The organism is Flavobacterium tructae (assembly GCF_002217475.1).
In the GTDB taxonomy this organism is placed as follows: Bacteria; Bacteroidota; Bacteroidia; order Flavobacteriales; family Flavobacteriaceae; genus Flavobacterium; species Flavobacterium tructae.
Genome location: NZ_MUHH01000040.1, coordinates 1 through 19617, shown reverse-complemented (window position 1 = coordinate 19617; position 19617 = coordinate 1). Strand labels below are relative to the sequence as shown.

The 19617-nt window shown below is 35.8% G+C and carries 17 protein-coding genes and 1 tRNA gene; 7 read left to right on the top strand and 11 right to left on the bottom strand.

What is annotated here, in order from left to right:
* Nucleotides 1–332 precede the first annotated feature (332 nt).
* The 3 genes from B0A80_RS17165 (at nt 333) to B0A80_RS17155 (ending at nt 1884) form a co-directional block, all read left to right on the top strand.
* Nucleotides 333–770: an META domain-containing protein gene (locus B0A80_RS17165; RefSeq protein ID WP_026109947.1), complete on the top strand. Its 438-nt coding sequence runs from the start codon at nt 333–335 to the stop codon at nt 768–770.
* Nucleotides 771–803: 33 nt separating this feature from the next.
* Nucleotides 804–1322 (top strand): DUF4251 domain-containing protein, encoded by a 519-nt coding sequence (locus B0A80_RS17160; protein ID WP_089078086.1) that lies wholly within the window; start codon nt 804–806, stop codon nt 1320–1322.
* A gap of 73 nt (nt 1323–1395) precedes the next feature.
* Nucleotides 1396–1884 carry a hypothetical protein gene (locus B0A80_RS17155; protein WP_089078085.1) on the top strand — a complete coding sequence of 163 codons (489 nt, stop codon included), beginning with the start codon at nt 1396–1398 and terminating at the stop codon, nt 1882–1884.
* 74 nt (nt 1885–1958) lie between these two features.
* Here the strand turns inward: B0A80_RS17155 and B0A80_RS17150 are convergent, their stop codons facing one another.
* The 8 genes from B0A80_RS17150 to B0A80_RS17115 form a co-directional block, all read right to left on the bottom strand.
* The gene (locus B0A80_RS17150) at nt 1959–3053 is read right to left on the bottom strand and encodes a glycoside hydrolase family 18 protein (protein ID WP_070907269.1); all 1095 of its coding nucleotides are present in this window, start codon (nt 3051–3053) and stop codon (nt 1959–1961) included.
* 229 nt (nt 3054–3282) lie between these two features.
* Nucleotides 3283–5088 (bottom strand): acyl-CoA dehydrogenase family protein, encoded by a 1806-nt coding sequence (locus B0A80_RS17145; RefSeq protein ID WP_089078084.1) that lies wholly within the window; start codon nt 5086–5088, stop codon nt 3283–3285.
* Nucleotides 5089–5131: 43 nt separating this feature from the next.
* A complete protein-coding gene (locus B0A80_RS17140; RefSeq protein ID WP_089078083.1) occupies nt 5132–5497 on the bottom strand; it encodes a four helix bundle protein in 366 nt (121 codons plus the stop codon).
* A gap of 164 nt (nt 5498–5661) precedes the next feature.
* A complete protein-coding gene (locus tag B0A80_RS17135; RefSeq protein WP_017496103.1) occupies nt 5662–6843 on the bottom strand; it encodes a thiolase family protein in 1182 nt (393 codons plus the stop codon).
* A 204-nt stretch (nt 6844–7047) separates the two neighbouring features.
* Nucleotides 7048–9438 (bottom strand): 3-hydroxyacyl-CoA dehydrogenase/enoyl-CoA hydratase family protein, encoded by a 2391-nt coding sequence (locus tag B0A80_RS17130; protein ID WP_017496102.1) that lies wholly within the window; start codon nt 9436–9438, stop codon nt 7048–7050.
* A gap of 50 nt (nt 9439–9488) precedes the next feature.
* Nucleotides 9489–9947 (bottom strand): MarR family winged helix-turn-helix transcriptional regulator, encoded by a 459-nt coding sequence (locus tag B0A80_RS17125; protein WP_017496101.1) that lies wholly within the window; start codon nt 9945–9947, stop codon nt 9489–9491.
* A gap of 221 nt (nt 9948–10168) precedes the next feature.
* Nucleotides 10169–11206, bottom strand: coding sequence for a helix-turn-helix transcriptional regulator (locus B0A80_RS17120; protein WP_089078087.1), 1038 nt, complete (start codon nt 11204–11206; stop codon nt 10169–10171).
* A gap of 143 nt (nt 11207–11349) precedes the next feature.
* Nucleotides 11350–11973 carry an HD domain-containing protein gene (locus B0A80_RS17115; protein WP_089078082.1) on the bottom strand — a complete coding sequence of 208 codons (624 nt, stop codon included), beginning with the start codon at nt 11971–11973 and terminating at the stop codon, nt 11350–11352.
* 495 nt (nt 11974–12468) lie between these two features.
* Here B0A80_RS17115 and B0A80_RS20835 point away from each other — a divergent pair.
* The 4 genes from B0A80_RS20835 (at nt 12469) to B0A80_RS17100 (ending at nt 17845) form a co-directional block, all read left to right on the top strand.
* Nucleotides 12469–12585, top strand: a tRNA-OTHER gene (locus tag B0A80_RS20835).
* Between the two features lie 240 nt (nt 12586–12825).
* Complete coding sequence (locus B0A80_RS17110; RefSeq protein WP_089078081.1) at nt 12826–15066, top strand: hypothetical protein; 2241 nt, start codon at nt 12826–12828, stop codon at nt 15064–15066.
* Nucleotides 15067–15352: 286 nt separating this feature from the next.
* Complete coding sequence (locus B0A80_RS17105; RefSeq protein ID WP_089078080.1) at nt 15353–16774, top strand: RtcB family protein; 1422 nt, start codon at nt 15353–15355, stop codon at nt 16772–16774.
* Between the two features lie 273 nt (nt 16775–17047).
* Nucleotides 17048–17845, top strand: a complete 798-nt coding sequence (locus B0A80_RS17100; protein ID WP_089078079.1) for a TatD family hydrolase — start codon at nt 17048–17050, stop codon at nt 17843–17845.
* Nucleotides 17846–17851: 6 nt separating this feature from the next.
* On the opposite strand, the gene B0A80_RS17095 is transcribed toward B0A80_RS17100, so the two are convergent.
* The 3 genes from B0A80_RS17095 to B0A80_RS20830 form a co-directional block, all read right to left on the bottom strand.
* On the bottom strand, nt 17852–18646 hold the full coding sequence (locus B0A80_RS17095; RefSeq protein WP_089078078.1) for a sensor histidine kinase: 795 nt from the start codon (nt 18644–18646) through the stop codon (nt 17852–17854).
* A complete protein-coding gene (locus B0A80_RS17090) occupies nt 18643–19290 on the bottom strand; it encodes a hypothetical protein (RefSeq protein WP_070907259.1) in 648 nt (215 codons plus the stop codon). Before B0A80_RS17090 ends, B0A80_RS17095 begins: the two co-directional genes overlap by 4 nt.
* 4 nt (nt 19291–19294) lie before the next feature.
* A partial coding sequence (locus B0A80_RS20830; protein ID WP_165769276.1) for a hypothetical protein occupies nt 19295–19617 on the bottom strand: 323 nt, incomplete at its 5' end.

Below are 19617 nucleotides of genomic sequence, written 5' to 3'. Positions count from 1 at the left end.
TGTACTTTTGCTTTTTGGCTCTAAAGCTACCCTTAAGGTTTTGGCATCATTTGATTTTGTACTGGTTTTACAGCCAATGATTAAAGCTGTAATTATGGCGAAGGAAACGATTATTTTTTTCATAGAAGAGTCTTTATTATTATAGTTTAAGTAAAATTAACATAAAATACTGACATGAATTAGTACCGATCGTTAAAAAAAAACTAAAACTATTGATCGGAATTTAAAGCAACTTTAGCTGATGAACCAAAAAATATTACGTAAATTCGTGTAATTATGAGCTTATTTACTTGAAAATCAATGGTTTTATTTTTAACTTAATTTTAAATATTATGATCAAAAGTATTTTATCTTTCGTTTTTTTAGGAATTGTTCTAACTTCCTGTAATTGCTCTAAAGGAGCAAAAGGGGGCGATGCTTCTAAACTTGAAGGAAACTGGGAGCTTAATTATATCTCCGGTTCAAGTGTTGATTTTGATGCTTTGTATCCCAATAATAAGCCAACTATTAATTTTAATCAAATTGAAAAAAGAGTATCCGGAAATAACGGATGTAATTCTTTCAACGGAGCACTTGTGGTAACTGGTCATAAAATCGATCTGACAGGTCCAATGGCTGTAACCAAAAAGATGTGTCCGCAAGCTCAGGAAGGGGAACGTCTTTTTATGGGTACTTTGCCTAAAATTACATCCTATGATATTACAGATGAAGGGAAAACGCTTCATTTTATCTCAGGAGACATTGCATTGATGCGATTTACCAGAAAATAGTACTCTTCTTTTCTAATCTAAAATTTGCACTTTATGAAGACTAAATTATCCATTTTATTGTTACTGTGCTGTTTTTTGAATGTTTCAGTTTTTGCACAAGAAAAGACGAAGAAGGAGCTAAGGGCAGAAAGAGATTTACAGCAACAGAAAGAAACAGAAGCATTGATTGATTCTAAAAAGTTCGATTTTGAAGCGCAGAAATTAAATCCGCAAGGAGGAAGGCTCATTATTCTGGATTATAATATTTATTTTTTAAGATTTAGCAGCGATAAAATTATTTGTGATCTGCCTTTTTTTGGGCGTGCATTCAACGTTGCGTATGGGGGAGACGGAGGAATAAAATTTGAAGGAGCACCGGAAGATATTAAAGTCGAAAAGAAAAAGAAAAGTTACATTTTAAGAACTACCGTTAGGGGAAAAGATGATGTATATAATTTGCTTTTCACTATTTTCAATAACGGAAGTACGACGCTTTCAGTCAACAGTAACAATAGGGCGTCCATTTCTTATGATGGCGTAATTAGAGCGCCAAAAGCGGTGGAGAATAAGTAGTCTTTCTTTTTTAGAATCTAGAAGTATTTTTTATAACGGATGAATTTATAAAAACAAATTTAAAATCAGAACTATGAAAAAAATAAGCCTTATTCTTATCATGGCCATTGTTTCATTTTCTTCTTACGCTCAATCTTCATTTAAAGAAGATGTGGATGTTGTGCAAAGCATTTATGGAAAATCAAAAGGAGATCTCGTAAAAGAGTATATGAATTTATCCGATAGCCAGGCTGCAGCATTTGCAAAAGTGTATGATAGTTATGAAGCGGATCGCAAGGGTCTCGGGCAAACTAAATTTCAATTGATTAATGATTATGCGGTGAATTATGCAACGCTTACCGATGAAAAAGCAGATGAGCTGGCAAAGGGAACTTTAAGAAACCATATTGGATATGAAAAGTTATATTCTAAAACCTATACGCAGGCCAAAAAAGTGATAGGTGCCATTAATGCAGCGAAGTTCATTCAGTTAGAAGTGTATTTGCAGACGATAATCAGAGCAGAAATTCTGGAGACAATTCCTTTTATAGGCGAACTGGATAAGAGTAAAGTTAAAATTTAGTTTTAAATTTTTACGATAAGCAAAACGGCAGCTATTTTTTGAACAGCTGCCGTTTTTTTATGATCTAAATTTTTTTATTTAGCGATTTTAACGTCGTAAATTGTATTGACCATTCCGTTACGTGTGGCATCCAGAGGCAATTCCCAAAACATAATTCCGCCTAAGTTTTTAGCTTTAGCATATTCTGCTTTTGCTTTTATAGACGCCAGATTGTCTCCTGTGGCAAATGTTTTTTCTTTTTCATTGTACCAGTGAGGTGCTTTGGCTTTTTCATCCCAAAAGTATTTCCATCCATTGGCTTCTGTGTAAAAAGTGCTATAATCTTTAAAAGAAACTCCCTGAACATGCTCACCTGACTGATACAAACCATTGTTGATGTTTTCTACATTTTTCCAGGTTCTGGTATAGAAAGCACCTCCTATAACTAGTTTTTCAGCAGGAATTCCCAGTTTCAATAAATATTCAACCGCTCTGTCTGTAGATTCTTCTTTTGGATTAGTGCTGTATAAAGGCGTATGGTGTCCGGTAACTTTTGAGTATCCGTTCACTAAATCATAACTCATAATATTTACACGGTTTACTAGAGGCATTACTTTTTTCCAGTCAATCGATTCGTCTAAGGCTTTTTGAAAACCTCCGGCAGCAAAGCTCAATTCGTATTTTTTACCTAAAGTTGAACGTAAAATTTTGATTAGTTCGGTGAAATTTGGCTTGTCAGCCGGTTGAAACAAATGTCCTGGCAGTCCCTCAATTGCCGGATATTCCCAATCTAAATCTAAACCGTCTACTTTAAAATAATGGCTTACTTCTTTTACTGATTTGGCAAAAGTAAGTCTTCCTTCGGCTGTTGAAAATGCAGCAGAACAAGGCTCGCAACCTCCCCAGCCACCTAGTGAAAGAATAATTTTTAATTGTGGATTGGATGCTTTTAATGAAACCAAATGTTTAATCGTGGTAGAATCTTTCGCAGAATCAACACTTAGTTTCCCTTCTTTTAAATGGCAAAAACTAAAAATGATTTGGTTTAGTTTACTTACTTCGTATTCGTTAATTAGCTTGTCATCACCTGTATAGTAGGCTATGATGTCCATTTTTTTGCTTTTTTGCCCAAATGTACTTGTCGTAAAGTTGCACAATAGAATCAGGGCAAACAGGTTAATTTGTTTCATTTTATGTTTTTTTAAAGTTTTTAGAATGCTAAATATAAAGTAATACCGCCAATATTTAACTATTCTATAGGGGTCTAAGAGTTAATTTTAACGAATATTTTGCAAATCGTTGCAAAAATATTGCGAAAGCTCCTTCCTTCGATTTAGTCAAAAAAATAAATAAATAAACCCGCACTGTTTCGGATTAGTGCGGGTTTAAACAAATTAAAAGCTAAAAACTATTTTTGTATTAGAAGCAGTATTCGTTTTCTGCAACTAATTTAGAAGTAATAACCTCTCTTAAGGCTACCACATTTGGATTGTTTGTATATTTTGTGAAACGTTTAAGTCCCATTAACATCATACGTTGCTCGTCACCTTCTGCAAAAGAAATGATTCCTTCTTTACCATTTAGGTTAACGATATCTACTGCTTTGTATAAGTATAATTTTGCCATTGCAATTTGCTCTTGTACTTTAGCTTCTCCTTCTTTTTTGGCTAATTTTTCAGTTCTTAAAATAGTACTTTCAGCCATGTAGATCTCGATTAAGATGTTAGAAGCTGCCATCAATAATTGTTGGTGAGAATCTAAATCCGGTCCGTATTTTTGAACAGCGCTTCCTGCAACCATTAAGAAAACTTTTTTCAGGTTAGCGATGATTCCTTTTTCTTCCGCAAATAATTCAGAGAAATCAGGAGTATCAAAAGATGGAATTCCCATTAATTCTTCCTGAACTTTCATAGCTGGTCCTAATAAATCAACATGACCTTTCATAGCCTTTTTGATCAACATACCCACTGAAAGCATTCTGTTAATTTCATTTGTTCCTTCATAGATACGTGCGATACGAGCATCTCTCCAGGCACTTTCCATTGGAGTGTCTTCAGAGAATCCCATTCCGCCAAAAATCTGAATTCCTTCATCCGAACAGCTTTGAACGTCTTCAGAAACAGCTACTTTTAGTATAGAACACTCGATAGCATATTCTTCAACACCTTTCAATTCAGCTTCCTGATGAGAAGTTCCTTCTGCTTCACGAGCAGCGATTCTGTCTTCGATGTCTTTTGCAGCACGGTAAGAAGCACTTTCCCCTGCGTAGGCATTAGTTGCCATTTCGGCCAGTTTAGAACGGATAGCACCGAAGCTTGAAATCGGAGTATTAAACTGAATTCTTTCGTTAGCATATTTTACAGCTCCAGTAGTAACTCTACGTTGAGCATCTAAACAAGCAGCAGCTAATTTAATACGACCTACGTTTAAAGCGTTCATCGCAATTTTGAAACCGTTTCCTCTTTCAGACAACATGTTTTCAACAGGAACTTTTGTATCGTTGAAGAAAACCTGACGTGTAGAAGAAGCACGGATTCCTAATTTATGCTCTTCTTCATTCATAGAAATTCCGTTTGACGGATCATTTTCTACGATGAAACCTGTAATGTTTTTATCCTCTCCAATACGGGCAAAAACGATGAAAACGCTGCAGAAACCTGCATTCGAAATCCACATTTTTTGTCCTGTGATCGAGTAGTATTTTCCATCTTCAGATAAAACTGCTTTCGTTTTTCCTGAGTTAGCATCAGATCCTGCTCCCGGCTCTGTCAGGCAATAAGCTCCGAACCATTCACCTGAAGCCAATTTAGGAACGTATTTTTTCTTTTGTTCTTCAGTACCATAAAGCGTAATTGGCATAGTTCCAATTCCGGTATGTGCACCAAAAGCTGTAGAGAAAGATCCCGTTGCTCCTGAAATGTAGTCACAAACCAACATTGTAGAAACAAATCCCATTCCTAATCCGCCATATTCTTCCGGAACAGCAACTCCTAAAAGTCCTAGTTCTCCAGCTTTACGCATAGAAGATTCTGTATAAGCGTAATCTTTCTTCTCGAAACGATCTTTATGTGCCCATAATTCTTTGTCTACGAACTCTTTTACAGAGTCACGCATCATTAATTGCTCTTCCGAAAAATCTTCCGGTGTGAAGATATCTTCGCATTTTGTTTCTTTAACTAAAAACTGACCACCACGAGTCACGTTTTTTTCGATAGTATCTGCCATTTTGTTTTTGTTTTTTGTATGTTTTTAAATTAAGATGCAAGAATCAAGAAGGAAGACTGTTGTCTAACTTGTTGATGAAGCCTGTGGTCATCTTTTGAAATTCAATTATTTTATTTTCTAATTTTTCTGTTTTTTCTTTTGTTAAATAGTCATTTTGACAAGCTATTAACAATTGTGTTTGTAACTCAAATGATGACCCTAAACTAATATTCATATAATGCTGAAAGTGTTTATTTCCTCTGTTTGAACCTTCGGCAATATTTGAAGGCATTGAAACAGAACATCTGTTCATTTGACTTGTCAAACTATACGTTTCTGATTTTGGAAAAGTGGCGGTTAGTTTATAGATATCATTTGTAATTTCCATAGCTAAAATCCAAATTTTCAAATTCTTAAAATTGTGTCTCATGTTTTTTTGAGGCAAGATAAGAAGAAAAATTAAAAAGTAAGTTTTTTACTACCTTTAAAGAGGCTTATTCACAGAATATCTTCATTCCAAAATTAAGTCTAGCCTCTTGCTTCTTTCCTCTAAAAAAAACATCTATTCTCTTTATTCTATATTCTATTTTCTTTTTACAACACCTCGTAAATCCCTGCAGAACCTTGTCCGGTACCTACACACATACTTACGATTCCGTATTTGTTGCCTCTGCGTTTCATTTCGTCGAATAACTGAACAGAAAGTTTAGCTCCTGTACAACCCAGTGGGTGACCTAAAGAGATAGCACCACCGTTTACGTTTACGATTTCCGGATTGATGTTTAATTCGCGGGTAACAGCCAAAGCCTGTGAAGCAAAAGCTTCATTCAGCTCGATTAATTCGATATCATTCAACGTTAATCCTGCTTGTTTCAAGGCTTTCGGAATTGCTTTTACAGGTCCGATACCCATGATTCTTGGCTCCACACCAGAAGACGCAAAATTTACCAAACGTGCGATTGGCTCCAGATTTAATTCTTTTACCATTTCTTCGCTCATGATTAAAACAAAAGCAGCACCGTCACTCATTTGAGAAGAGTTACCGGCAGTTACACTTCCGTCTGCTGCGAAAACGGGTCTTAAACCTGCTAAAGCTTCTTTAGTAGTTCCTGCTCTTGGACCTTCGTCTTTATTTACAACGTATGATTTTGTTTCTTTTTTACCATTTTCATTGATGAAAGTCTGTTCAACAGTAATTGGAACGATTTGTTTGTCAAATTTTCCTTCTGCTTGTGCTTTCAATGCTTTCATATGAGAGTTGTAAGCAAACTCATCCTGATCTTCTCTGGAGATTTTGTATTGATTGGCAACCGCTTCAGCAGTTAAACCCATTCCCCAGTAATAATCCTCATGACCGGCAGCAGCTACTTTATAGTCCGGAGTTGGTTTGTAACCTCCCATCGGAATATAACTCATACTTTCTGCACCACCAGCGATGATACAATCTGCCATTCCGGATTGAATTTTAGCAGTTGCCATTCCGATAGTTTCTAATCCGGAAGCACAATAACGGTTTACTGTAACTCCGGGAACGTCTTCTACTTTTAATCCCATTAACGAGATCAAACGTCCAACGTTAAGACCTTGCTCAGCTTCCGGCATGGCATTTCCTACCATAACGTCATCGATGCGCTTTTTGTCAAAATCAGGCAGTTCATCCATCATAAACTGAATGGTTTCAGCCGCTAATTCATCAGGTCTTTTGAATCTGAAAACCCCTTTTGGAGCTTTTCCAACTGCGGTTCTATATGCTTTTACTATATATGCTGTTTTCATTTGTTTTTGTTTTTTTAAGATTATAGAAAATAGATCATAGAAAATAGACTGTTACTTTGTCTCAAAATCTTTTTTCTTTATTCTATTTTTTAAGATTATAGAAGATAGAGTATAGAAAATAGACTTTACCAAGTCTGAAATCTATATTCTATTCTCTCTGTTCTATTTTCTAATTTCTATTTTCTAATTTCTATTTTCTAATTTCTAATTTCTAAGCGGTTTTCCTTTAGTTAACATATATTGAATACGCTCCAGAGTTTTTCTTTCTGTACATAAACTCAAGAAAGCTTCACGTTCGATATCTAATAAATATTGTTCAGATACTAAAGTAGCTTCAGATAAATCACCACCAGCCATTACGTAAGCCAGTTTGTTTGCAATTTTTCTATCGTGCTCAGAAATGTATTTTCCAGCTTGCATTTGGTCAGTTCCTACTAAGAACATTCCAAGAGCCTGTTTTCCTAGTACTTTTACATCCGTTCTTCTGATAGGTTGCGTATAACCTGCTTCGGCCATTAACAAGGCATGTTTTTTAGCTTCTGCAATCTGACGGTCTTTGTTGACTACGATAATATCTTTTCCGTGTTGTAAAAGTCCGGTATCAAAAGCTTCATAACCAGAAGTTGAAACTTTAGCCATAGCGATAGTAAGGAAATACTCCTGAAGAACGTTTAATTCAACGTCATTTTTACGGAATAAATCAGAAGCTCTTAAAGCCATTTCTTTAGATCCACCACCGCCAGGAAGTACACCAACACCAAATTCCACTAATCCCATGTAAGTTTCAGCCGCGGCAACTACCTTATCAGCGTGTAAGCTCATTTCACATCCACCGCCAAAAGTCATTCCGTGAGGTGCTACGATAACCGGAATCGAAGAATAACGAACGCGCATCATGGTGTCCTGGAACAATTTGATCGCCATGTTCAATTCATCGTACTCTTGTTCCACTGCCATCATGAAAATCATTCCAATATTAGCTCCAACAGAGAAATTCGCTGCCTGATTTCCAATCACTAAACCTTGGTATTCTTTTTCAGATAAATCGATGGCTTTATTGATGGCCTGAAGTACATCGCCACCAATAGTATTCATTTTAGATTGGAATTCTAAGTTTAAGATTCCGTCTCCTAAATCTTCGATAATAGCACCACTGTTGCTCCAAACTTTTTTACTTTCGCGAATGTTGTTCAGGATAATGAATGAATCTTGTCCAGGAACTTTAGTTTGTGATTTTGTTGGAATATTATAGAAGAAAGTTGCTCCTTCTTTTACAGAATAGAAACTATCGCTTCCGGAAGCTAACATTTCAGTAACCCAGGCAGCAGGCGCTAAACCTTCGGCTTTCATGATTTCGATTCCTTTTGCAACACCAATAGCATCCCAGATTTCGAATGGACCATTTTCCCATCCAAAACCAGCTTTCATGGCATCGTCAATTTTGTATAATTCGTCTGAGATTTCAGGAATTCTGTTGGACACGTAAGCAAACATTCCGGCGAAACTCTTACGGTAAAATTCTCCCGCTTTGTCAGTTCCTTTTACTAAAACTTTAAAACGATTGATTGGTTTATCGATAGTTTTTGTAAGTTCAAGTGTAGCAAAATTTGCTTTTTTTGCAGCACGGTATTCTAAGGTGTCTAAGTCTAAAGAAAGAATATCTTTGTCTACTTTTTTGTAGAAACCTTGACCAGTTTTGCTTCCTAACCAATTATTTTCCATCATTTTGTTGATGAAATCCGGAAGTTTAAACAATTCGTGTTGTTCGTCTGTTGGGCAGTTTTCGTAAATACCGTTAGCAACGTGTACCAAAGTATCCAATCCAACCACGTCAACCGTACGGAAAGTAGCCGATTTTGGACGGCCAATTACTGGTCCGGTCAATTTATCCACTTCTTCGATCGTTAATCCCATTTCTTTTACCAAGTGGAATAAACTTTGGATTCCGTAAATACCTATTCTGTTTCCAATAAACGCAGGAGTATCTTTAGCAACAACCGAAGTTTTTCCTAAGAATTTAGATCCGTATTCGTTTAAGAAATCCAATACTTCAGTTGAAGTTTTTGGACCAGGAATAATTTCAAATAACTTTAAGTAACGCGCAGGGTTAAAAAAGTGTGTTCCGCAGAAGTGTTGTTGGAAATCTTCGCTTCTTCCTTCACTCATGAAGTGAATTGGAATACCGGAAGTATTAGAAGTAACCAAAGTTCCCGGTTTACGGAATTGCTCGATTTGTTCGAATACCAGTTTTTTAATATCCAGACGCTCCACAACTACTTCAATAATCCAATCAACATTGGCAATTTTTGCCATATCATCAGTCGTATTTCCAGTGGTAATTCGGTTTGCGAATTTTTGACTGTAAATAGGAGATGGTTTTGATTTTAATGAATTCGCCAGATGCTCATTTACTACTCGGTTGCGAACAGCTTTACTTTCAAGCGTTAATCCTTTTTTAGCTTCAGCTTCTGTCAACTCGCGTGGTACGATGTCAAGCAGTAAAACTTCAACACCAATATTGGCAAAATGGCAAGCTATTCCCGAACCCATAATTCCGGATCCAATTACAGCGACTTTTTTAATTGTGCGTTTCATAGTTAATATTTTGTTTTTTATTTGATTTGAATGTTCCTTATGAATTAAGGTTATTCATTTTCTGATTTTTCTGTTTGATTGAATATGTTTTTATCCTGAATTAATTCGTTTATAATTTCAGAAACCTCGATAAAATGGTTTAGTTTCTCATCAGAAACATGTTTTCTTACCGTTTCATTAAATTTCAGAACCGTATTTTTAGATAAATCTCTTTTTTCTTTTCCAAATTCGGTCAGGTAAATCAAAACACCACGACCATCAGTTGGGTTTTTTTTGCGAACAATCAAACCTTTATCTTCCATAGATTTCAATGTTCTGGTAAGACTTGTGGCTTCCATGCCCATTCGGGGACCCAAAGCTGTCGATGGGGTTCCTTCTTCCTTATCTATACTCAAAAGGGCAAACCCGGTAGCCATTGTGGCATCGTACTTAGCAGCCTCTTCATTGTACATTCTTGATACAGCTTGCCATGTAGCACGCAGAATATAATCTATTGTTTTCTCTTTCATATGTAACTATATCGATTTCAAATATAATTAAAAAATACTATGCATGCATATAATTTTTTAATAATTTTTTGGTTAGTTAAAAAATCCCTTTGATTTATAGGGGTTTACGGTTAAAATTTAATTGAAATATACTATTCTTTTTTGATGTTTTAACAAAATTAATGCTGTAAAAATTGTTTTATGGTTTTAAAATAAGATAAAATTCTGCATTTTGTAAAAAATTATGGCTTTAATTCAATGGTGTTTTTGGGTTCATATCTTGAAATTGCCTTTTGAAGTATAGCTTTTACTCTATTTCTTAGATTTTCAGGTTTGATAATTTCGATGCCGTCTCCAAATCCTAAAAGCATACGTTCCATTTCGTAATTGGGAGAAATGAACAAATGAACGATGATGCTTTTGTCGTCATTTTCTTTAATGAGCCGCTGTGTGTGATGCAGAGGTTTGGTTATCACATAAGGTGCGTTGGTTGCGTCTATCCAAAGTTCGATCTTTTTGGGTTGTAAACCTGTATTAACGGTTACCCCAATTACGTTTTTATAAAAGAGCTCTGCATCAAAGTTTTCTTCTAAATAGGGAATATTGAAATCGTAATCTATAGATATAATTCTGTCCAGGGCTAGATTGGTAATCGGTTGTGAACCTTTTTTCTTTCCTACCAAAAACCATCGGTTATTGAATTCCTTTAAAATAAAAGGGTGAAAATGAAATTTGCTTTCTTCCTGAGATTTAAACGATTTATAGGTAATAACCAAAGTCACCTTTTTGATGATGGCCTGATAAATCTCATCCAGATAATGAAGTCCTTTTAGTTTTTCATTTTTGTCGAGATAGATAACGGGTTTGGTATGCGATTTTTCGGCATAGATTTTATCCTCCAAACGCTGTAGAATATCCGATACATCACTAAAGAGAGAGAAATCTTTAAACTGCTTTAACATCGAAACAGTTTCAGTGAGCACATTCATGTCTGTTTCGGTTAATGGTATATCGGTTATGGTGAATTCGTCATCTTCGTATTTATAGTACTTTTTATCGTATACTACAATTGGGGCGTTGTACCCCAGTTTCTCACTTCGCATGAGCTGAATATCCATCTGAATGGTTCGCTTGCTGATGGGGTTAGCTCGACCTTCATATTCAAACAAAGCATCAGAGCAGCATTCGATTAAGTCGTCTAAAGTCCATTGCCGGTATTTGTTTTGAAGACATTTGTCTATCGTTTTGTACCGAATTAGGGCGTTTTTGTTTTGTGACATAGTTTGTTTTTTTTCTTGCAAGGCTGGAAGGGTAATAGTTTTTTGTTTCTCGCAGATCTGGCAGATTGAGCAGATTTTTTTAATCATTTTAATCCTTTAATCAGTGGCTAAAAAAAACTCAGCGACTTCCCGTCTTAGCGAGATTATTTTTTTCTTTCTAAAATACTGATCTCTTTTTCAATATTCAATCTTGCTTTCTTTTCATATAAATTCCTAAACTCATCTGTTTGAAAAACAAACTCGTTTTCCAGAAAATGTTTCAAAGCCTTAGCACGTCCGGGTTTGTAGAGAAAATCAGGATAAATGTGATACTCTTTTCTAATTTGCTCGAAATAGATTTTGTAATCCTCCCAATCATGGGCCAGAATCTTCAAATCAAAATCGATTAACCAGTTAATATCTTCAACTGTATTGTGTAAATGCTGTTGTGTAGCACAGATCGCATCAAAAATGAATTGTTTGTTTAGGGGGATATTTTCGGGAAGAATTGACAAAGCGAATTCGGCACTTTTAAGTTCATTGTCTTTTCTGGAAGAAGAGTAAACAATATCATGATAAAAAATGGAGAATAATACTTCAGTGGGATTTTCAAGTTTATTCCGATAGACCTCAAAGCTCTCGATCATTTGTTTTAAATGCGTGAGATTGTGATAATGCCTTGATTTTTTGGAATATGCCTTTTCTAAATCCATCCAGTTTTGCTGAATTTCATTTGCGGGAAAGCCAATGTTCAAGAGTAATTCAGAATAGATTTTTTCTAAATTCATATGGTGTTTTTTATTTAAATCTAATGAGAAACTCTGTAAGAGCTGAATATTTATAACCAAATTATAGCACAGAATCAAAAGCTCCAGCGGAGCGACACCTTTATTTTCCTTTCATTGATAGAATATGTCGCCCCGCTGGGGCTCTTCAAATGCATGTGAAAAATCCATAGTTATAACGTCCCTCTGGGACTTATAGACTTTTTAAAATTAATATTTACTCAAATTTAAAATTCTTTTTTTACTGCGCAAAATAATTGCGTAGTGGTTTTGAAATCTTTGCTCAAGAAATAAAACAAATAGTATTTCTAAAAAATGAAACAGAAATTTTACTGCGCAAAATAATTGCGTACTAGTTTTGAAATCTTTGTTCAGAAATAAAAAACAAACGTTCATAGCAATCAAATAAAAAATAAAACAGGTCAAGTTTGAGTTACTTCAGAAAACTTTCCAACGTACACACTTACACCATTACCTTTTTATTTTACAATCATAATAGAGGCAGTAGCTCAGCGGTAGAGCAGGTAGTTTTGAGATTATCGGTAAAAGGTCAATCAAAACTTACTTCGTACATTTCTAATGTCCGGGTCGTGGGTTCGAATCCCATCTGTTTCACTATTGATGATCAATTAAAACTTACTTCAGAACATCGGCATTTCCGGTTCGAGTCCGGCAAGTTTTAAAATTATCATTAATAAAATGAGGGTCAAGATTAACTTACTTCTTCGCGGTCGCCCGCTCCATTTTAGCTTAGTTAGTCTATTACACTCCAATTTAAGGTCAAGTGTTTCTTATTTCAAAATCTTTTAGGTAGAATCAGAAGCACCATTATCTAAATTTTAAAAAATAAAAAAAATGAAAACAACAACATTATTAAAAATCAGTTTACGTCAGAACGCTATTTTCATTCCATCAGAAATGATTAAGAATGACGTTAAAAATTTATCTGGAACAACATCAGTTTTGTTAGCCAATGTTTCCAAATTGGGATTTACATTTTCAGAATCCTTACTTCATGCTTTAAACAACGTAAGTCCGACTTATAAAGTTGAGGTTTTAGAAGTTTTGAGAGAGGTTTTAGGAACTGATAAAAATTGGACACCATTGGTAAAAGAATGGAATGTTCCAACAGGAGAATCTGTTTTGGATCATGTTATTACGTATTTCGGAAATGTTTTTAAAACTAAAAACGGAACAACTTTATCCTGCGGACATATCATTCCCGATAATACTTTTCCGTTAGAAAGATACAACGGTTGTCCCTTCTGTGGAACTCCTTTTGAATTTGGTAAAATCGAAAAAATGGGACAGGGAAGCAAATTAAAAATGCTGGAATTGTGGTCTGAAAAAGATTTAAATGATTTCTATATATCGTTATTGCAATCCAAAACCGCTTTAGACGCGACTCAGATAGATACCTTAAAAATGGTTATGCAGTACTTGCCTTTACCAAAAACCGAGGTAGCAATGAAGGAAACTTTAATGCTTGTAATCGATCTTTTGATTGAAAACAGTAAAGAAGACGAAGCATCGCAATTTTTGAAAACACCAACGGATATTTTAAGATATTTATGGTTTAAGAATACAGGAATGCTTCAGATTATTGAGCCAAAAACCATTGTTAAAAGAGCTGCTAAAAATGGACAGCATTTTCATACTGTTTTGGATACAAGTGTGCAGGCGAGAATGGCGTCTCAAAAAGATTTGAAATTGAAATATTCAAGAAAAGAATGTTTGATGGTTGCCAACTGGTTAAATAATATGGATATGGAAGTTGAAGCCATGTGCGAAACGATGCATCCAAAAAGAGGAATGTGGGTTCGTGTTATCCGTGCCTTGCGTTTGGCAGAATACAGCAAAAGAAAAGGATTTGAGAAATTGAATTTTTTAATGGATGTATTTTACAACCAAGTGTACGATGTTTGGCAAAGCAAAGTAGATTCGTCAAGATTGAAATTTGATGCCGATAAAACGTTTGCTTTATTGAAACAGCGTCCAGGATTATTTGCTCGTTCGTTATTCTCGAATATGCTATGGTTTGGAGCGGAGGAAACTATTGCTCATTTTGAAGAAATTATCGATAAAGTTCCAGCGAGATTGGTGTTTACATTAAATATGTATGCTCAAAATTATTTTGATAAAAACATGCAGAGAAGTGTGAAACCTTTGGGTGGAACAAACAAACGAATCGAACCAAACGGTTTATTGAAGTTGTACGAAGATTTTCAGTTGGAAGCGATGAAAAATCAAATCGAAGAATTGTGTCTTTTGGCCATGAAAAAACGATTTGCGAAAATTGCGAATACCAACAAAACAATCTATATCGATCCGCAATTGTTTAATATTCCGGTTTCTATTGGAGATCGAAGCGAAACGGTTCAGGATTTGCCAGTTGCTTTAATGGGAACACGTTTCCCAATTGAAGGTAATGAAGTGCGATTGTTTATGCAATGGGGTAAAGATCTTCCTGCGCAACATTTAGATATGGATTTAAGCTGTCATATCGCTTATGAAGATAAAGCCGATATTTGTTCTTTCAGCCGATTGACGACTACAGGTTGTCAGCATAGTGGTGATATCCGAAGCATTCCGAATAAAATTGGAACTGCCGAATATATCAACATCAACATCGACGAATTGGCGAAAGCCAAAGCAAAATTTGTAACTTTTACTTGCAACGCGTACAGCAACGGAAGTATCACGCCAAATCTGATAGTAGGTTGGATGAACAGCAAACATCCAATGAAAATTTCGGAGAAAACCGGAGTTGCTTACGACCCGTCTTGCGTGGATCATCAGGTTCGTGTGACGCAGAATGTGGCAAAAGGTTTGGCCTTTGGAGTTTTGGATGTAGCCAAAAGAGAAATCGTTTGGTTAGAGATGACTTTCGGAGGTCAAGTCGTACAAGGTTTGGATTTCAAAGGCGTTCAGGCGTTGTTGTCAAAATTAAACAGTAAATTGAATATAGGTAGTTTGTTACAGCTTAAAGCGGAAGCCCAAGGTTTAACAATCACCGAAGATCAAAATGCTGATGAGGTTTATACAGCCCAATGGGCGATGAACCCAGCAGTTGTGACACAATTATTAATTGATTAATGTTCGGAGGTACAATGGTCTATTGTAAACCCGACAGGTTTTTGAAACCTGTCGGGTTTGATGGACAATGTTTGGAGGTATAAAGGTGCAAAGGTTTAATGTTTCACGCAGATTTAAAAAGATTTCGGCTGATAAGCGCAGATTATTTATAAAAATCATTTTTAGATCTGCTCGAATCTGCAAAATCTGCGAGAAATAAAAACTACGCAAAATAACTGCGCAGCAGTAGAAAACCTTTGCATCTATAAACCTCTGCAACTTTGCTCCTTAAAAAAAAAAAGAAAAAATGAAAACACAAATAAACGGTACAGAAATATTAGAATTAGGATTTCCGGAAGGAAAAATAATCGGGATTGCCTTAAAAATAAACAGCAAAAGAAACGGATTTACAAGAGACGAAATGATTGCTCATTACAAAAATGTTTTAGAAACTCCGGAGAATTATATAGACGATAAAATGTTCAGCAAACTGGCTGTTGCTTTAATCGAAAAATCGAACGAGAAACCGGAAGATTTTATTGCTTTAAATCAAAATCCAAATGCGTATTCGGCTTACGGATTAGATCATATCGAAGACGGAGCCAGAAAACAAATGGAAGTAGCCATGAAATTACCGGTTACCGTTGCCGGAGCTTTAATGCCCGACGCGCATCAGGGTTACGGATTACCGATTGGCGGAGTTCTGGCCACAAAAAATGCCATTATTCCGTATGGTGTTGGAGTTGATATTGGGTGTAGAATGGCGTTGTCGGTTTATGATATTCCGGAAGCTTTTTACTTTGAAAACGAAGCCAAGTTCAAAAAAGAATTGATTAAGAATTCTATTTTTGGAGCGGGCCACGGATTTCACGGTCAGTACAAATCGGATCATGCGGTTTTGGAGAATGAGACTTTTAATATGAATCCGTTTGTGAAAAACTTAAAAGATAAGGCCTGGTCGCAATTAGGATCTTCGGGTGGTGGAAATCACTTTGTGGAATTCGGAATCATGGAATTTGCTCAGGACGATGCTGTATTGAATATCCCAAAAGGAAAATATGTCGCTTTGTTAACGCATTCGGGTTCACGCGGAATGGGAGCTACAATCGCCGGACATTATACTAAAATTGCCAAAGACGTTTGTAAACTTCCGGAAATAGCTAAAAACTTAGCCTATTTGGATATGAACACCCAATTGGGTCAGGAATACTGGATGGCGATGAATTTGGCGGGAGATTACGCTTCGGCTTGCCACGAGATCATTCATAACAAAATGGAACGCGCTTTAGGAGCGACGATTTTAGCCAAAGTCGAAAACCATCATAATTTTGCCTGGAAAGAAATCTGGAACGGCGAAGAAGTGATCGTGCATAGAAAAGGAGCAACTCCGGCCGGGAAAGACGTTATGGGAATCATTCCGGGAAGTATGACTGCACCGGGATTTTTGGTGAGAGGAAAAGGGGAGGAGAACGCGATTAATTCGGCTTCGCACGGAGCAGGAAGACAAATGAGCCGAACTCAGGCGATTAAAAACATTACACAATCTGAGATGAAATCGATTCTGAGCGATCATGGCGTTACGCTTATTGGTGCCGGACTGGACGAAGCGCCAATGGCCTATAAAGACATCCATCAGGTAATGAAAGCGCAGGAGGATTTAGTAGATGTAGTGGCCAAATTTACACCGAAATTAGTGAGAATGGCGGATGATGGAAGCAGAGAGGACTAGTTTCTTTTGAGATGCTGAGGTTCTAAGGTACTAAGATTCTAAGATTCTAAGATTTCTCCTCCGTCGAAATAACAAGCTTTGCGGATACTTTTTTAAATAATCATTCTAATCCTTTAATCTGTGGCAAAAAACAATAACAAAAGACTCAAAGAGCAAAAAAACTTAGCACCTTAGCCTCTTAGAATCTTAGTAACTTTAAAAAAAATAATCGGTTCTAAAGAGGAAGAGAACTTAGCATCTCAGCCTCTCAGAACCTTAGTAACTTTAAAAAAAATGACATATATAGACATAGGAATTAATTTAACGAACAAACAATTCCAAAACGACACAGACGATGTCGTACAAGACGCACTTGATGCCGACGTATCGCAGATGATCCTCACAGGCACCAGCATACGAAACAGTGAAGAATCCGCTAAGATGGCGAGGCAGTACCCGGGCGTGCTGTATGCGACGGCGGGAATACACCCGCATGATGCGAAGAGTTTTGATGCGCAGAGTATTTCGAAACTTCGAAATTTATTAAAGCAGAAACAAGTCGTTTCAGTTGGCGAGTGCGGACTCGATTTTGATCGTGACTTTTCGCCCAGAAATGTACAGGAAACCTGTTATAAAGCCCAACTCGAATTGGCGATTGAAGTACAGAAACCTTTGTTTTTGCACGAAAGAGCTGCTTTTACCAAGTTTATGAGCGTTACTAAAGACTATTTACCGCAATTGCCCAAAGCCGTGGTGCATTGTTTTACGGGAACGCTGCAAGAAGCCAAAACCTATCTCGATAACGGATTCTATCTGGGTTTTACGGGAGCGATTTCTGATACCAAACGTTTCGCTCATTTAAAAGAAGTGATTCAATACGTACCGCTCGACCGTCTGATGATCGAAACCGATGCGCCGTTTATGCTTCCTAAAAATGTACCGAACAGCCTTTTGAAGAAATACCACGAACGCCGTTGCGAACCTGCTTTTCTGCCGTATGTGGCCGGTACCATTGCACAGTTTAAAGGAATTACTTTAGCCAAAGTGGCGGAGGAAACGACTCGAAATTCTAAAAGTTTTTTTTGGATTTAGATAAACTTACGATTTAAAAGGATAGATAAACAATAATGACGTTCCTTTTTCAACAGCTAAGATTTTAAAAGTTCCATTTATGGCTTCCATTCGAAGCGACATATTGTTGATACCATTTCCTTTTTGAATCGTATCAGAAAATCCAATTCCGTTATCATTCACCGTAATTTTAAGATCATCTTCAGTCTGTTCAAATTGAATTTGCAGAGTACTTGCCTCACTGTGTTTGTAGACATTATGAACGGCTTCTTTTACTACCAAAAAGAGGTTTCTTCGGGCTTTTACAGATAAATTGGTTTCTTTTTCAATGATATTCGAATCTAGCTGAAATGTTATAGTCGTTTTGTCTAAAAAACGTTTGACATAAAGACTCACATATTCTATAAAATTACCAATAGTATCATTTTGAGAATTCAGACTCCAAAGAATTTCTCTCATGGCTAAATTCATATCTTCTGAAGTAGCTATAATGACTTCCAGATCTTCCGAAAAACTTTCTTCAGGCATTTTATATTTTAAAAATTCTGCCTGAAGTTTTATGGCCGAAATTCCCGCACCTAAATCATCATGCATATCTTGGGAAATTCGCTCTCTTTCTACTTGAATCGCTTTCTGACGCTCTAGTTCTTTTTGGAGTAATTGGTTTTGAAACTCGCTTTCTTTGATTTGGTTTTCCTGCTGCTGAATAAGCTGTTTTTTGTTGTAAACAAACACGACCATAATTATAAAACAAACAAATAACAGCATCACCATGATGGCAATGATGTAAGTAAGTTTTATTTCGTGAGGCAGCTCGCTCATTTAGTTGAGGTTTTTGCGATTCGCTCATATTTTATAAGGGCATAATAAAATAGAGCATACATGATAAAATTGACTATAGAGCTAATTTTTCTTAGAATTTCTAAGAAAAACAGATCTTCTTTTTCGAATAAATACATAGGTGTAAACCTAAAAATAATGTAAGTACTCCAGAAAAGTAAAGCGGTTGAAATCCAGAAATTCTGATCGTCGGTAATCTTACCTTCAACCGGAATTTGAAGTTTTTGATAAAACCACAAAATGGAATTAAAAATGTAGAATAAAGCGACCAATATTCCTAGTTGTGGTAAAAACTTTGTGCTTAGAATATCAATAAAAATGAAACAGTAAGATAAAAGGATGAATGAAACGAATAACCCAATTCGCTTAAAATTTCCGATATAGATTTTTGAAAAATAGATTCCAAAAAATAAAATGCAGAATATTGCATATATATTATAATAAACAGCAAAGTCAAATTGCTTTAAGTAGGCTTTAATTTCTCCAAAGACTTCTAAGCTTAAAGTCCCAATTAGATAAATACCCAAATAGTTTTGAGCCGGAAATGTATATTTCCAGCCCAAAACTATTGCTTTTAGTGTTGTTATGCTTAAACAACTTATGTAAACAATTTGTAATACTTCCATTTAGTTAAGGATAAACTCTTCCAAAGTCGTATGCTTGAGCTCTGCCTTTTGAAACACTTTGTGCACGAACAACGATACTTAATTTATTTTGATTTGTAGGCTCTTCAGCATTTTCTTCAAATTTAATCATTTCAAAAAACAATTCTGAGTAACTAGATTCAGGTTTAGCATTAATTAAAAAGTGCTTTAGAATAAAAAAATAGAGGTCTTTAAGTTTATAACTAACCGCTTCTGTATTTTTGATTTGGAGACCACCTATCCAGGTTTTTGAATTAATTGATTGAAGTAATTTATTTTTATAATTGTTACTATATTTTATAAAGACTT